At 43.4% G+C, this 16,357-nt stretch carries 14 protein-coding genes; 6 read left to right on the forward strand and 8 right to left on the reverse strand.

Annotated features, from left to right (window positions below):
• Positions 1-2: 2 nt before the first annotated feature.
• From GPM24_RS02475 to GPM24_RS02485, 3 genes are read left to right on the forward strand one after another with little or no spacing between them, the layout of a single operon-like run.
• The gene (locus GPM24_RS02475) at positions 3-902 is read left to right on the forward strand and encodes an NAD(P)H-binding protein (protein ID WP_158825152.1); all 900 of its coding nucleotides are present in this window, start codon (positions 3-5) and stop codon (positions 900-902) included.
• Positions 903-935: 33 nt separating this feature from the next.
• Positions 936-1,844, forward strand: a complete 909-nt coding sequence (locus GPM24_RS02480) for a TIGR01777 family oxidoreductase (protein ID WP_158825153.1) — start codon at positions 936-938, stop codon at positions 1,842-1,844.
• Entirely contained in the window at positions 1,837-3,147 is a 1,311-nt protein-coding gene (locus tag GPM24_RS02485; protein WP_158825154.1) for a cryptochrome/photolyase family protein, read from the forward strand. The genes GPM24_RS02480 and GPM24_RS02485 overlap by 8 nt, the downstream gene beginning before the upstream one ends.
• On the opposite strand, the gene GPM24_RS02490 is transcribed toward GPM24_RS02485, so the two are convergent.
• From GPM24_RS02490 to ggt, 4 genes are all read right to left on the reverse strand, one after another.
• On the reverse strand, positions 3,148-4,101 hold the full coding sequence (locus GPM24_RS02490; protein WP_158825155.1) for an FKBP-type peptidyl-prolyl cis-trans isomerase: 954 nt from the start codon (positions 4,099-4,101) through the stop codon (positions 3,148-3,150). It abuts the gene before it with no gap.
• Positions 4,102-4,105: 4 nt separating this feature from the next.
• Entirely contained in the window at positions 4,106-4,732 is a 627-nt protein-coding gene (locus GPM24_RS02495) for an FKBP-type peptidyl-prolyl cis-trans isomerase (protein WP_158825156.1), read from the reverse strand.
• 57 nt (positions 4,733-4,789) lie between these two features.
• Complete coding sequence (locus GPM24_RS02500; protein WP_158825157.1) at positions 4,790-5,236, reverse strand: MarR family winged helix-turn-helix transcriptional regulator; 447 nt, start codon at positions 5,234-5,236, stop codon at positions 4,790-4,792.
• A 113-nt stretch (positions 5,237-5,349) separates the two neighbouring features.
• A complete protein-coding gene (gene ggt, locus GPM24_RS02505; RefSeq protein ID WP_158825158.1) occupies positions 5,350-7,044 on the reverse strand; it encodes a gamma-glutamyltransferase in 1,695 nt (564 codons plus the stop codon).
• A 177-nt stretch (positions 7,045-7,221) separates the two neighbouring features.
• On the opposite strand from ggt, the gene GPM24_RS02510 reads away from it, so the two are divergent.
• The gene (locus GPM24_RS02510; RefSeq protein WP_233268716.1) at positions 7,222-7,743 is read left to right on the forward strand and encodes a hypothetical protein; all 522 of its coding nucleotides are present in this window, start codon (positions 7,222-7,224) and stop codon (positions 7,741-7,743) included.
• A 66-nt stretch (positions 7,744-7,809) separates the two neighbouring features.
• On the opposite strand, the gene GPM24_RS02515 is transcribed toward GPM24_RS02510, so the two are convergent.
• The gene (locus tag GPM24_RS02515) at positions 7,810-11,565 is read right to left on the reverse strand and encodes a S8 family serine peptidase (protein ID WP_158825159.1); all 3,756 of its coding nucleotides are present in this window, start codon (positions 11,563-11,565) and stop codon (positions 7,810-7,812) included.
• Positions 11,566-11,704: 139 nt separating this feature from the next.
• On the opposite strand from GPM24_RS02515, the gene GPM24_RS02520 reads away from it, so the two are divergent.
• The gene (locus GPM24_RS02520; RefSeq protein ID WP_158825160.1) at positions 11,705-12,157 is read left to right on the forward strand and encodes a carboxypeptidase-like regulatory domain-containing protein; all 453 of its coding nucleotides are present in this window, start codon (positions 11,705-11,707) and stop codon (positions 12,155-12,157) included.
• Positions 12,158-12,222: 65 nt separating this feature from the next.
• Here the strand turns inward: GPM24_RS02520 and GPM24_RS02525 are convergent, their stop codons facing one another.
• Complete coding sequence (locus GPM24_RS02525) at positions 12,223-12,882, reverse strand: DUF4136 domain-containing protein (RefSeq protein WP_158825161.1); 660 nt, start codon at positions 12,880-12,882, stop codon at positions 12,223-12,225.
• Between the two features lie 78 nt (positions 12,883-12,960).
• Positions 12,961-13,569, reverse strand: coding sequence for a DUF4136 domain-containing protein (locus GPM24_RS02530; protein WP_158825162.1), 609 nt, complete (start codon positions 13,567-13,569; stop codon positions 12,961-12,963).
• Between the two features lie 499 nt (positions 13,570-14,068).
• Here GPM24_RS02530 and GPM24_RS02535 point away from each other — a divergent pair, with 499 nt between their 5' ends.
• A complete protein-coding gene (locus tag GPM24_RS02535) occupies positions 14,069-14,608 on the forward strand; it encodes a hypothetical protein (RefSeq protein WP_158825163.1) in 540 nt (179 codons plus the stop codon).
• A gap of 73 nt (positions 14,609-14,681) precedes the next feature.
• On the opposite strand, the gene GPM24_RS02540 is transcribed toward GPM24_RS02535, so the two are convergent.
• Complete coding sequence (locus GPM24_RS02540; protein ID WP_158825164.1) at positions 14,682-16,337, reverse strand: NAD+ synthase; 1,656 nt, start codon at positions 16,335-16,337, stop codon at positions 14,682-14,684.
• Positions 16,338-16,357 lie beyond the last annotated feature (20 nt).

The raw sequence follows: 16,357 nt of genomic DNA on the forward strand, positions 1-16,357 counted from the left end.
ATATGAAGATACTGCTTGCAGGTGCCAGTGGCTATATAGGAACCCGGCTCATCCCGGCTTTGCTGAAGGAGGGCCATGTAGTAGTATGCCTGGTGCGCGATAAAAAGCTTTTTGAAAAGCAAAACCCATATGCCGGCCAGGTTGAACTGGTAACGGGCGACCTATTGCGTGCCCGAAATATGGAACCTTTACCGGTTGATATTGATGCGGCTTACTACCTGGTGAATGCCCTTCCGCAAACCTCGGGCTTTGCCGGATTAGAAGCGCTGTCGGCCGATAACTTCATTACTGCGGTTAATCAAACGCATTGCAAACAAATTATTTCCCTAAGCGAAATAGACGATCAGTTAACCGAAGCGGGCTTGTCACGACAACACGTAGAAGAGATTTTGCGTGGGGCTGATGCGGCATTAACCGTATTAAAAACCACTATGATTATCGGTCCGGGCAGTATTGCAACGGAGTTGCTGGAAGGATTAACCAAAAAATCGCCCATACTGATTGCCTCTAAGTGGGCTAAAGCGCAAGAGCAGCCTATTGCTACCTGCGATGTAATTGTTTATTTGGTTGATTGCTTGCTGAACGCTGCCACATATGATAGTGAATTTCACATTAGCGGACCAGACATCCTAACCTTCCGCGAAATGCTGATCACCCACGCCGAGATATGCCGTGGCACAAAAGCTAAAATCATGACGTTGCCGCAGGTATCATCTGCCTTGTCATCTTACTGGCTCAATTATTTGACGCCTATCAGTTATTCGCACGCCAAAACGCTGGTTGAAAATCTGAAGTACGATATTATCTCGCGCGATGATGCTATCCGCAAAATTATTCCGCATGCTTGCCTTACCTTTAAGCAGGCACTACGGCAAACTGAAGATTTTACGTGCCAATCATAGAACAGCCCTTTAACCTTAACTATATATTATACCATGGCTAAACAGCATATATTGATTACCGGTGGTAGCGGCTTGCTAGGAAAGGACCTGACGGATGCTTTATTACGCCAAGGCCACCAGGTAAGTCATTTAAGTCGTACGCATGGTAAAAATCAGCAGGTAAAAACCTATTTATGGAATGTAGAGCAAGGCCAAATTGATGAAGCCTGTGTTGACGGCGTTGATACCATTATCCATCTGGCCGGTGCTGGCATTGCCGATAAACGCTGGACGGAGGAACGCAAAAAGTTATTAATTAACAGTCGTACCGAATCTATCCGGTTAATTTATGACGTATTAAAAAAGCATCCGCATAATGTTAAAAACATCATTTCGGCATCGGCAACCGGTTACTATAGCAACCGGGGCGATGAGTTGCTCACAGAAACGAGTCGGCCCATGCACGATTTTTTAGGCACGTGCTGTATTGAATGGGAAAAGGCGGTAGACGAGGGAAAGCAACTGGGATTAAACGTTACCAAGTTTCGCACCGGCGTGGTCCTAACCCAACAAGGTGGCGCCTTACCGCAACTGGCTATGCCCATCAAATTAGGATTTGGATCGGCACTGGGTAGCGGCAAGCAGTGGGTGCCCTGGATACACTGGCAGGATGTGGTAGATATGTACCTATACGCCATTGAAGGCCATTGCCCACCCGGCGTTTATAATATGGTAGCGCCCCACCCGGTAACCAACCAGCAACTTACACAGGCCGTTGCCAAACAACTTCACAAACCATTATGGCTGCCCAACGTACCTGCGTTTGTATTAAAACGCATTTTTGGCGAAATGAATTTAGTGGTGCTGGGCAGTACCCGCGTTTCTTCCCATAAGATAGAACAGGCCGGATTTCAATTTAAATACCCGGATGTAGCTAAAGCCTTACAAAATATTTATGGATAAAAAAGCACCCATTACCCTCTTTTGGTTACGCCGCGATTTGCGGTTACATGATAATGCCGGATTATATCATGCGCTAAAAAGCGGCCAGCCGGTATTGTGCCTGTTTATCTTCGATCGCGAGATACTTGACAAACTGGAAGACAGGGACGACGCCAGGGTAACGTTTATTTATCAAACCATACAAACTCTGCGCGATGAATTGCAAAAACATGGCAGCAGCTTATTAATAAAGTACGCCAAGCCCGATGATGCCTGGAACGAGATTTTACAAGAATACACCGTAGCTTCCGTTTACACCAACCGCGATTATGAACCTTACGCCAAAAGGCGCGACGGCAGCATAGGCGAAAAGCTACAGCAGCGGGGCATCCCCTTCCGTACATTTAAAGATCAAATGATTTTTGAGCGCGATGAGGTGGTAAAAGATGACGGCAAACCTTATACTGTTTTTACGCCCTACAAAAAGCGTTGGTTTAAAAAGGTAAATGTTTTTTACTTAAGCTCTTATCCTACCGAAAAGTATTTAAGCAATCTGCACAAAACTAAATCGCTGCCCAATATCACCTTGCAGCAAATGAACTTTACTGAAAGCAGTATTGAGTTTCCGGAAACGGAATATGAGCATATTATAGACGACTATGCCCGTAACCGCGATTATCCGGCCAAAAAAGGCACCTCTCACATAGGCATTCACCTGCGTTTTGGCACCGTGAGCATACGCGATGCTGCCCGTGCAGCTTTTACGCGCGAGCAAACCTGGCTGGGTGAACTGGTATGGCGCGAGTTTTATATGATGATACTGGACCATTTTCCGGAAACCGAAAAGCATGCTTACCGCGCAGCTTTTGACCGTATAGAATGGCGCAACAATGAGCATGAATTTGAATTATGGTGCAAAGGTCAAACCGGCTACCCGCTGGTAGATGCCGGCATGCGCGAACTGAATGCCACCGGCTTTATGCATAACCGTGTACGCATGGTGGCAGCCAGCTTTTTGGTAAAGCATTTATTGGTTGACTGGCGCCTGGGCGAACACTACTTTGCCCGTAAACTGCTGGATTATGAAGGATCAACCAACGTTGGCAGCTGGCAGTGGGTGGCTGGTTCGGGTACTGATGTAATGCCGTATTTTAGAATTTTCAATCCTGAGGCGCAAATAAAAAAGTTTGACTCTAAAAATGAGTACATAAAAAAATGGGTTCCGGAATATGGTACTAACCAATATCCTGAACCCATTATTGAAAACAAAGCGGGTAAAGAACGCGCTTTGAAAACTTATCGTGCGGCAGTAGCCAAGCCCTGATTACGGGTTAGTTACCGTATTTATGGTAACGTCAAAAATTAATACACTATTAGATGGAATGACTACTGCTCTAGTAGTTGGATTGACACTACCTGGTCTGCCATATGCTAAACGCGATGGCACGATTACCGTAATATCCGTACCTTGATTTTTAGCTAACAGCAATGCCTCTCTAAAGCCCGGTATTAGTGCATTAGGATTATTTAAATCATAAGTAGCGGGAGACGCATTATTGTTTTCAGAATAATTACTTGGGTCAAACACAGTACCATTCAAGAAGCTTCCTTTATAATCAATAGCAACTGTTGACGTTTCATTAATTAAAGTAGTACCGGTACCGGCTTTTCTAATTTTGTAGTAAAGCCCGGCATATCGGCCCGATGTAATTTTAGTATACTCGGCCGGGTTAGAGTTGGTATTTTTAAAATAGCTTTGTATACAGGCGTCATCGTACGCATCTTGATTATTGATAACATTAATATAATAATACAAAGATTGATTACCCCTTAGCCTGCTGCTTCCGTTACCAAAACCACTAGAACCATAAGCCAAACGCGATGGGATTAGAAAACGGGCACGGGTACCTTTAGTTTTTACCAAATTATAAACAGCCTGCTGTACACCACTAGGTATCAATTGTCCTACAAATGACCATCCATGGTTAAAAACGGTGTCGGTAGAGTTATATAATCCATCAAGTGAATTAATGCTGAATGTATAAGCAATAGTATCCTGATATCTGAGCGTAGCACCTGTACCCTGATTGAGTATCTCATAATAGATGCCAGATGTATCACCATCCGCACGCTTCATATTATTAAGGCCGTTGGCTTTTATATATGCAGTAATTTGTTGTTCATCAAATTCTTTAATCCCGATATCTTGTTTGTCTTTCCGACAAGATACAAAGCCTAAAGTTAATAGTACACAAAGCGTTAAGTAAGTTAGTTTCATTTAATTAGTTCGTTACATCAATTACTTCTATATCAAAAATCAGCACAGCATTAGCAGGTAAGCCATTGGCCGGCAAGCCATTATATTTAACTTCAGGGTGAGCATAAGCCCCATAAGCATTACGCGAAGCTATAAATAACCGTATTATGCCGTTCTTATTCACTTTAGGTATACCCACCTGCCATCCTTTTATTACCTCGCCAAGGGTAAAAGACGGATGGAAATCACCGGTTTGGGCAAATACTTCACCCGTGGTAAGCAACGTACCTGTATATCCTACCGTAACCCTGGTAGAGCTTGAATTGTAAAGTGAAGGGGTTGTACTTTGCTTTACAATCTGGTACCATACACCTATCGTGTCTGGCCCCAATGATAAACCGGCAGCATTAGTATTTTCTACCCGTTTAGCATTAGTAATACCATGGGTAGTAAGGTAATCTGTAATTAGCTTATCGTCAATGGCGGCTTGTTCACCGTTAATTACCACTTGCGTATCATCTGCTTTTTTACACGAAGCAAAAGCCAGCACACACAAAGCAATTAATATCAGCAACCTGTTCATCCGGGTCATTTCAAACCGCAAATTTATCGTTTTAAAGTTCAAAATAAGCAGCTTAACAATTTTTAACATTTAAACAATACGATAATTAACCACCAAACGCTTCAATGAGTGTAAAAATGTATTAAATCAGGGCTTATAATCGAGCGTTAGCTGGTTAACTTTTTTAAGGGTGGTTATCAAAGTCTGCTTTTCTTTATCGCTCAAATGCTCGTTCAGATAGTTATTGAAATGCTTAACCAAACCGCGGGCCAGGTGGCGCTTCTCTTTTCCCAGGTCGGTCAGATATACTTTTACCGATCGCTTATCGCCTTTGTTCGACTGGCGGTAAATCAAATCCATCTGCTCCATCTGGCTCAACATCCTCGACAAGCTGGTTGATTTTAGTCCCAATAAAGCAGCAACCTGCGATACCGTTGTACCTTCTGTTTCGTCTATATTAATCAGTAAATAACCTATAGATTGTGTAATACCCCAATCGGCAACCAGTTGATTGTAGCGGTTGGCCATATTCTGCCAAACAATTTTCAGTAAATAATCAATAGTCTCGTGCTGATGTTTCACCTTACTATACATGCATATCAAAGGTAGTTAAAATGCCGCCTGCCTGTATTTTCCGACTATGAAATCTTCGGCCAAGTGTTATATAACGTAAAGCGGCTTAATGAATTGTTTAAAAGTGATATTTATTACCAACCGGTTTTCGTATCATCTCCCCTCGGGTCGGCACCACCTGTGTAACCTTTGGGCGTGTTTACAATGGCTTCTACCCTACCTATAGAGCCCCCTTCTTTAAGAAAATAACCTTTTTCGGTAACTTTAGCGGAAGTAGACGAACTGAACGCGTCCTTCTCAGTACTTATTATATCGGGCAGCCATTGGTGATGAAAACGTTTGGATGCTACGGCTTGCTGCGCATCCTGCCCAAACTCCAGCACATTCAATATAGTTTGAAATACTGATGTAATAATGGTTGAGCCACCCGGCGTGCCTACCACCATAAACAACTTACCGTCTTTTTCCAGTATGGTAGGTGTCATGGACGATAACATGCGTTTGCCTGGCTGAATACTGTTGGCCTTGCCGCCAACCAGCCCATACATATTAGGTGTGCCTGGCTTCGAGCTAAAGTCGTCCATTTCATTATTCAGTAAAAAGCCGGCGCCTTTTACAAAAATCTTGGCACCAAAGCTGCCGTTTAATGTGGTCGTGATGGATACCGCATTTCCCTCGCGGTCAACAACACAATAATGGGTAGTTTGGTCGCTTTCATATCCGGCAAAGGTTCCGGGCTGTATGCTGCTACTAGGTGTAGCAGCTGCCCAGCTAAAGCTTTGCATGCGGGTATCGATGTATCGGGGGTTCAGCAAACTGTCTACAGGTACTTTGTAAAAATCGGGGTCGCCCAGGTATTTAGACCGGTCGGCATACACACGACGCTCGGCTTCCACCATCAATCGTACGGTCGAATCACTGTTATGCCCCCAGCGACTCAGCGGGTACTTCTCAACGCTATGCAGTAGTTGCAGCAGCGCAATCCCGCCGCTAGAAGGTGGCGGCATGGTAATGATCTCATACTGCTTGTATTTACCGGTAACCGGCTTGCGCCATACCGAATGGTAGTTATCCAAATCAGCCTGCGAAATAAGCCCGTCGGCACTATGCATTTCGGCAATTAGTTGATTGGCTACGCCACCTTTGTAAAAACCATCCCGACCTTTGTCGCGTATCAAAGTCAAAGTTTTGCTCAAATCTTCTTGCACTAAAATATCACCAGCCTTCCAAGGTGCTGCTTTTAAAAAATATGATTTACCGGGGTTTAATTTTTTAAACTCGGCTTGGTTATAATTTAAATCATCGGCCAAATGTTGCGTTATCACAAAACCTTTACGGGCTAAATCGATGGCAGGCTGCACCAGTGCGGTCCAAGGCAATTTGCCATATTTACGGTGAGCCTCCACCATTCCATCTACCGACCCAGGCACACCAACCGCCTGATGGGTGTATAAGCTTTTACCCGGAATAATATTTCCTGATGCATCCAGATACATATTAGTACTCGCAGCCCCAGGCGCTTTTTCTCTGAAATCGAGCGTGGCGGCTTGGCCTTTGGCCGAGCGGTAAACCATAAATCCGCCTCCGCCAATGTTGCCAGCTTCGGGGAGCGTTACGGCTAAAGCAAATTGTACTGCTACGGCAGCATCTACCGCGTTACCGCCTTTTTTTAATATAGATAATCCGGCTTGGGCAGCGTCAGGATAAGCACAAACTACCAAGCCATTTTTATATGACTGCGCAGCTTGGTTTTGTGCATGTAACTCCCAACCGGTTAAAAGAATGGCTGCTGTTACCCATAACTTTATGCTACTCACAGATAATTTCATATTGAAAATATATTTATTAAGCCTCTAAATTTATATAATTGCTATTAAACGATTCTCAAAAATGTGTGTCTTACTGCAAATTAACAGAATTGACACTCAGCCTGATACAACTATTTGTACTAATGCTTTAATGCAACAGGGGCATAAAATTTAAAATCTGACGTTATTTGCAAAACTATGATGATGAAAAAAGCAACCTTAATCTTTGCGATGGCTGCGTTTGCCATATTATTTACGCGGCAAGCTATGGCCCAAACCAGCGGCCAAACCGCCACCTCTTACCCATACGCCTTAGGCCTTAAGTTTGGTGGCTATGAAAACGGCATTTCCGGTAAATATTTTATGCAGAGCGATGTAGCGCTCGAAGGTATTTTAGGTTTTCGCAAACACGGCCTGGTTGTAACGGGCTTATGGGAAAAACATCAAACCGCGTTCAACGTACCCGAACTTAAATTTTATTATGGCGGCGGTGCGCACATTGGCGCAGTAGGCAGCGGCTATTACAAGCGTTTTAACGGCGACGAAGATTATTATGACAGCAGCAGCATTTTACTGGGTGCCGATGGTGTTTTAGGTTTAGAATATATCATCCCCAATGCACCTATTGCCGTAAGCTTAGATTTGAATCCGCGTGTTGAGCTGGCCCGTGGTACTTTTTTTGACATTGCACCCGGCTTAGGTTTGAAATATACTTTTTAACTTATTATTATTTGATACAAAAAAAGGCCTGGGTATATCACCAAGGCCTTTTTTTGTATAACATTTTTAACGTGATATGATAACCTTACTGGTATATACCGTTTGCCCTAATAGCAACCGTAACACATATGTACCCGGCGCTAAGTTAGAAACGTTGATGATTTGCGTATAGTTGCCAGCTGTTATTGCTTTCCTGGCATTGCTGTATACTGTCTGCCCGGCACTATTTATTAACGATACGGTCAGGTTGTCGGCTACAGGTGCTAAAAACGACAGATTAAGCTCAGTACCAGCAGGAACCGGGAATACCGATAAACCAATGTTACCCGAACCGTTTACCACCGCGTTTGCTTTAATATAAGTGAAAACCGGCGATATAGCAGTACAGCCTGTGGCAAGCACATTTCGTAACTGGTATTGCCCGCTTTGCAATGGCGTTAAAGTTTGCCCGGTAGCGTTTGCTAACAATTCGCCATTGAGGTACCACTGGTTATTGCTTGTAAAACTAGACACCAGCGTAGCACCATTTTGAGTGATTACGGCATTGGTAACGGTAACCGGCTGCCGTGCAACAGATGCACACCCTGCACTTACTACCTGCATATTATAAAAATAATAATATAAATTTTTATAATAAGAAGTATCCCTCGGGGCTGATGACGATACCGCATCATTACGGGTGATGCTAAAGACATTTCCTATTGTGAAAGGATAACCGTTAACCCCACCATTGTTTCGGTATAAAGTAGCGCCGTTGGCATAACTAACACTAATACTGTAAGTATCTGCAGCAGGCAACAGTAAGTCGAGGTTGTATACACGGCCGGCATCGTTAGGATCATCAACTTGCGCGCCGGGCCCTGGCGTAGTGCGCGTAGCTCTAACATTCAATGTTCTGGATGATACTACTTGCCCGCTGGTATTTGTAACTGTAAATGTAATACGCCCTGAGTTTCCTACATATAACCGTGCACTTTTAATAATTACCGGTATTTTAGTATTTACATATACAGACGAGGTAAACTGATTGTAACTACCGGCCGAGAAGGCATTTTTGCTTGCCGGCCCTACATTGCCACTAAAATCGTTAATGCCGGCATAAAAGGTATTGTTTGTAGGTGCTGTTGCTGTATAGGTATTATTTCCCAATGCTATAGGTACGCCGCCAGTTGCGCTGGTATACCACAACAGCTGGCCGGTATCTTCGCCCGTGAGCAGGTAACGTTGCGTATCGTTACAAAAATAAGCAAAAAGACCGGCAGGTATCGGTATAGAACCCGTAACCAGTGTACTGGTGGTTTGATTATTAGTGGCTACCTGGTCGGCAGCAAGCGTAGTAGTAGCTGTAAGCGTGTAAGTACTTCCGGCCTGTGTAGTAAACGTTCCGTTTAATAGAAAATCATCTTCGGCTGACGCTGCTAATGTGCCCGTGTACACTTCATTTAAAGTAGTTACCTGACCAGATGCTTGTGTAATAGTAACCCTCACCGAGATATTACTTGCCGGCTGCGAACCAAAATTTTTAAGCCGTACAGTTACATTACTTGGCCCGGCACAAGCGCCCCCTGTTGCACCACCGGTAACTGTAATTGGCCCAACATCCGTAGTAGCTTGTAAAAATTGTACGCGATAATCTTGCGTTTCGCCTTTGTTGTAGGTACCGCATGGTGTTATACTATTGGCATCTGTCGTTTCTACCAGCACCACCCGCATCAGGGAATAATTTCCGGCTATAACTGCACCGGGTACAGTTATGTTGGTGTTGTAAGTAGTGGTTGCACCAATAACGCCTGTAGTAGCTACCAATTCATCCGTGTTATTAAAGGACCCATCGCCGTTCCAATCAATATACACTTTGGCTATTTTACTGAAATTAGCACCGCATGTACCCAGTTTTAAGCTGAGCGGGTAAGTACGCCCTTGCTCTAACTGAGCTGTCAAACTCGTATAATTTGAATAAGTAGTACACCCTGTTGCCGGTGTGTTGTTGATATTAGCTAAAGTAACATTGTCAATACGTGAATCGGCGCTTGATGATGCTGCCGAAGTGCAATAATTTGTACCGCCAATGCCGGTTGCAATCAGCGAGTAAGCCTGACTGCCACCCTGCAATGTACCTTTATGAGATATGGTAATTGTATACGTTTTTCCTGGTGTTGCACCATCGATCAATACTTGCTCTACATTATCCCTAATGTTATCACCTTGGGTAGCATTAGCCGATGGGGTATTTATATTAAGCACCCACGGGCTATAGGTATTGCTACCGTCACTAATGCGGATATCCAAGTCATTAATTAATTTTATAGTACGGTCATTTATCGTACCGTCGGCCGATACCGTAGCCTGCGGATCTGTCCAGGCTATGGTAGCCGCCAGCACCCCGTTGCCTGATGCAATTACTTTTACAGTTTGCGTTTGCCCCTGAGTTAGGGTATTCTCGTTAATTAAGCTGGTGGTTCCACGGTTGGTTATGGCTTGGGTAGCACTGCGCATATCCAGTATCCCCCAGCCAAAAATATAATCGGGACCAACATTACCGGCATCGAATGCCGTATGACATACCAAACATTTAAGGGTAGCCGAACGCATAAAGTTACCGCTATTTTTTTGTGCGTAATACTCTTGCAGTAAATAAAGCGAGCCGGTAACATTAGGGGTAGACATTGACGTACCCGACAATGTAGTATAAGCAGCAACTCCGGTATTACTGGTTGATAATATGGCATCGCCGTCGCCACAAATATCCGGCTTGATTCTGCCGTCATCTGTAGGGCCAATTGAACTGAAGTAAGATATCGTTGCATCCTGCCGGTTGGTAGGGCCAAAGGGCAACTGGTTAATCGCTCCTACTGTTAAAATATTTTTGGCCGTAGCAAACCCCGGAATAATATCATACCCCGTATTGCTGCTGATATTATCAGGCCTTGGGCCTTTGCTTACGATGGTTTGATTGGTACGGCTCTGGAAACCGTAATAAGTAGTACCAACCGCAGGCCCCGGATAGCCCCGACTATTGCCCGATGCCGCTACAATTAAATAATAAGGTGCTGTAGTAGTCAACTGGTCAAGGCTGCGGGCATCGGTGTCATAATAACCAAACTTGTAATCTACCGTATCGCCCGGTAAACCATACCATTCCCAGCGGCTTAAATCATCATCATAATTCCAGCCTGCAATTACACCATAGGAGTGATTAGAGAGTAATAAGTTCGACGCCGCAGCGGTCATCTCCGAAATATCGTTATCAAAATCGTACGACTGTAAAGTGGTAGCGTTAAAAGCCATGCCTTTTGCCGGTGCATACACACCTTTTGCTATCATGGTACCGGCCACGTGCGTAGCATGCAAGTCGGTAGCAACGTTGTTGCGCAGGGTAATAGATTTTCCAGCAAATTCCTGATGGTTGGCATATACTGCGCCGCCATCCCATATGCCCAGCTTACCGTTTAAAAATGTGCTGGAGCCCGATAGGTTTAAATTGAGTGCACCGCCAGGCTGCACCTCGTTGGTACGGGTTGTGGCAGCGGCTGTAGTATTGTTAAAGTTTTTGTAATAGATAGGAAAGCCATTAGGCGTAATGCGCTGTAATGAAAAAATGTTACCGCTTTTGGTACGCTTGCGTATCGTCCAGTTATGCTGAACGGCTAACTGCTGGGCTTTTTGCTGATTAGTGGCATAAGTGCTGTTTAACTGCACAGCCATTTGATCAAGTTCAGCTTTTTTTGCGGCGCTAACCAACGGTTTTTGCGCCAGCGCTGTAATAGCCGATACCAGCAATAACAGTAACCCACCAATACTTTTAGCGTAAAATTTATTCATAAAAGGCTTAAAAACGAAGCTGCATAGACACAGCAGAAAATTGTGTAAGTTTAACGAATTTAAGTTAATAAAAGTTCCTAAACTTAAGCGCTTACACTAGCAGGTTTTATTGATTAGAAAATTTGCCAAACGTTGATTTATGAATAACATTTTTAAGATTTTAAGCCTGCTGGGATGCACTTTGCTAGTTGCCTGCGCCATACAAAAAAACGGTTCACCAACAGGTACCTTGCAAGGACACATTTATAATTTAAGCGGCAACCAGATGCCAGGCCCTGGCCGCCCCAAAAGCAGAGGGCGGGGTGTGGTTAAGGATATTTATGTATACCAGGCTACTACTACAACACAAGCAACCGGCAACATGCCACTGTTTACCAAGATCAGTAGCCGATTGGCGGCACATACCCGAAGCGACAGTACCGGACGTTACCAGGTAAAATTACCTGCCGGTAAATATTCAGTTTTTATAAAAGAAACCAATGGCTATTTTGCTGCCGAAGCTGATGGCGAGGGCCATTTGAACCCAGTAATTATTACCAACGGGCAAACCACAACCCGCGATGTGACCATTACCCTTAACGCTGTATTTTAAGAGCATAAAAAAGGCTCGCCTGATTAACCAGACGAGCCTTTTCTTTTACAAAATGCAGATAGCTGTTAGTGGCTAACCGGTAATTGTTTAAAAATACCATCTACCACCTTAGGCAACTGAGCAATAACTTTTTCAGGGTCACGTTTCAATTCACCGGCACCATAGCCAATCCATACCGGCTCATGTGTACGGGTATCAATCAGCTCAATAGCCAGCACACCTTCTTTAAAGTGTTCCTGTACAGGGTATCCAAAACCAGGACCACCCCAACCGTAACCACCCCACCATGGGCTAAAGCGGTAACCCCAGCCCCAACCCCAGCCGCCATAAAAGCCACCGTAGTAAGGATAGTTATAATAGCTGCGACGGGTACCACGGTCAACCAGTGTAGTAAAACGCACCAGCAAATCAGGGTTATTTTCATCCACTGTTAACCCTTTGGTTCGCAGGGCTGCTACAGTAGCCGTTCTGATTTGCTCAACAGCTTGTGGGCTTTTAAAATACTTGCTGTTGTTCAAATAGTCTAAACGAGCGCCCAGTGCTTTTTGGGTACTTACAATGCTATCCGGTTTACGGGTTGGCAGTGTAGGCGCCCAGGCAAATGTTTTATAACGGTTTACACTTATAAAGCTGTTACCGGCTTTATAATACCTGTAGCCTGTTGAACAGGCTGAAAGTACTGACAGGCATAACAGTACGAGTCCTATATACCATTTTCTATTCATTGTTTTTGTTTACTTATTTTATTAGACTTCTAAGTAACGAAAGGTTTAACCCGTAATTGTTATTTTTTGAAAATATTCTTAAGAATTTTTCATAGGCGTAAGCGGCAGCTTTTTAATGATACCTTCCACTATTTTAGGCAAATCCTGAATTGCCTTTGCCGGGTTATCTACCTCGCCAATGCCGTAACCTCGCCAAATCACTTTATGGGTATTGCGGTCAATCAAATCTATCATTAAAGTACCTTCTTTGTAAGGCACTCGCTCTACATCCTGCCCTACATAAACCGGGTATGGATTGGCATAGCGGTAATAAAAAAACCTGCGACCACGGTAATAACCTACTGCCGGATAAGCCCCTCCGCCTACGTAATCGTAAACCGGCTGATCATAAACACGCTCTTTATCGCTCAGCATAATGTTGTAGCGTACCAGCAAATCAGGTTTGTTAGCTTTAAGCATTAGTCCGCGTTGTTCTAAATTTTCGGTTGCGGCTTCTTTAATGCGCTGATCGGTAATGTCGCTATTATAAGCACTGGTAGATTTATTTTTAACGGATGGCAGCCATGCAAATGTATGGTAGCGACTTAAATTATTATTGTTTCCTACCGCGTAATAGTTATATCTGGAACAGGCACTCCAAACCAAGCCTGTCAAAAAAACTATTAACACAAAACTTAACTTCTTCATATTTAAATTCATTGATAAATGTATTTGATATAAGCTATGAAATATGAAAGTTGTTTGCCGGTTAATAACGTTGATATTAATCAGTGTGACAAATAATTTGAGAATACTCAGTTTTAATAAAAGTAGCCTTACCTTACCCGCCCCATCATCTTTCTTTTAGAGAAATTCAGATTCCAATTATTGAGCAATTAAACTATCTAATCACAATTCAACCATGCATTAATAGCATTTTAACTTTCTGATAACCAATAACACACAATCATTTGACTAACAAAACCGTTACTCCTAAAAAATCTGACTTCTTTTAAACTATTAATAAATAACCGCCGTTATACCTATACAATTTTAGCCAATACTTTTCTACACCCGCCCCTCCCCTAGGCATTCTATTCTGTTTTATACTTAAGCTCTATATAAGGTGGCTTGGCTACTTAATGCCTTGTATAACCTGCGAGCAAATTGAATAGCATAGTTATTCACACAATAAAAAATATAGGATATGGCACGAGGAAAATTTATGTTGATGATGGTAAGCCTGTTCTTGATTGGGCTAACAGGTTTAAAGGCGCAAAGTAAAAAAGTGGTTATTGAAATGCTTACCCGGGAGGTAGACAGCCTGCGTAAAGTAATTAATAGCAAAAATGACATGTTACAGCAGCTGCAGGTTAAGCTTGCTCGCGTGGAAGGAGCTGCAGAGGTAAACAACGGGTTAATTAGCCGAATGGAAAGCAAGACGGATAGCTTGAAAGAAGCATTGCTGGTTCGAAATGCTACTATTGAAACCCAGAAAGCGCAGATTTTCAAATTAACGGCTGACGTAACTGGCTTTCAAAATCAGGAAAAAGACCTGACAACCAAAAATGAGGCTTTGATGGCTGAGCTAAAAACTTTTAAAGATAAGACCGAAACCACCGTTGCGTCAGCTACGCCTAAAGAAAATAAGATTGTAGCCGAAATGCCGGCAAAAGAAACCAAAGTAGCAGTTGCAGAGGTAACGAAACCTGCGGCTGCCGCACCAGTTAGTAAAACAGAACCTTAATATTAACTGATGATATACACGAAAGGGCTGAGTTTGATCAGCCCTTTCGTGTATATACCAATGTTTTATAATTTTAGGATAAGTACTTGCCCACAATTGGCATACGGCGCCCCATGCCAAATGCTTTGGGCGACACACGCAGTATGGGCGGCGTTTGATAGCGCTTATGCTCAGCAGTGTTTACCAGTTTAATTACTCTGCGCACAGTAGCCTCATCGTATCCCATTCGTATAATTTCGGCAGATGAGCGGCGATGTTCTATGTACTCTATTAAAATGGTATCCAGCGTATCGTAGTCGGGCAGCGAGTCGGTATCTTTTTGATCTGGACGCAACTCTGCTGATGGTGGTTTGCTGATGGTATTTTCCGGGATAATTTCACGGTCGCGGTTAATGTAACGGGCAAGTTGATATACCTGCGTTTTGTACACATCGCCCAGTACCGATATACCGCCGCACATATCACCGTAAAGCGTACCGTAACCTACAGCAGCCTCACTTTTGTTACTGGTGTTTAGTAATATATAGCCAAACTTGTTACACATAGCCATCAATATAACCGCACGGCTACGGGCTTGCAGGTTTTCTTCTGCAATGCTGAAAGGCAGTCCTTCAAACTGCGTGTGCAAAGCATTTTCAAACGCATCGGTTACGCCTTTGATAGCAATTGTTTCTGATTTACAGCCCAGGTTTTTAACCAGTGCCTCGGCATCGGATACAGAGTGGCCTGTAGAGAATTTAGATGGTAACAGTATACCCATTACGTTTTCGGCTCCTAAAGCATCTACTGCTAAAGCCGCTACTATGGCTGAATCTATACCGCCGGATAAACCAAGTGTAGCTTTGGTAAAGCCAGATTTATAGAAATAATCTTTGATACCTAAAATCAGGCCCAGGTATATTTGCTCGATATCACTTTGGCGCTGCTCTTTTTTGGTTGTAGGCTGCTCTGGGGTAATCGTGTTATCATCGTTAAGCGTATAATACGCTATGCATTCCTCAAAATATGGCATTTCATCTACCAGGTCGCCGTTGGCATCAAATACCAGTGAGCCACCATCGAAAATAATTTCGGTTTGTGCGCCTACGTGATTTACGTAAAACAACGGCAGTTTGTAATACTTAGCATTATCAGTTAAGATTTGAATCCGCTCTTCATCATGGTTGTAAGCAAACGGTGAGGCAGCAATGTTAATCATCACATCAGGATTTTGCTTAATCAGCTCGTCCATTGGGCGGGTGATGTATAACGGGTTTTCAATGGTATTCCACAAATCCTCACACACGGTTAACGCTATCCGACGTCCCTTAAATTCTACTACCGAAAACTCGGTCTCGGGTTCAAAATAACGATATTCATCAAAAACATCATAGTTAGGTAATAGCGCTTTGTTAACTACTTGCTGTACTTTGCCATTGGCAATAAAATAGGCTGAGTTATGTAGCTCTTTACCACCTTTATTTCGTTTAATATTAGGCGTAGGTGTACCAATAATGCAGGCCATATCCGTACAGGCCGCAGCAATTTTTTGAACAGATTGTTCACACAGATCAATAAATTCTCTAAACTCCAGAAAGTCGCGGGCCGGATAACCGCTGATGCAGAGTTCTGAAAACACTACCAGGTCGGCACCGTTTTTACGGGCTTTATCAATAGCATCTATAATTTTTGCGGTGATGGCATCAAAGTTACCAATATGATAGTTGAGCTGAGCTAAGGCTATTTTCATGATTTGAGACAGATAGAATG

It is taken from the genome of Mucilaginibacter lacusdianchii (assembly GCF_009770985.1).
GTDB classification, from domain to species: Bacteria; Bacteroidota; Bacteroidia; order Sphingobacteriales; family Sphingobacteriaceae; genus Mucilaginibacter; species Mucilaginibacter lacusdianchii.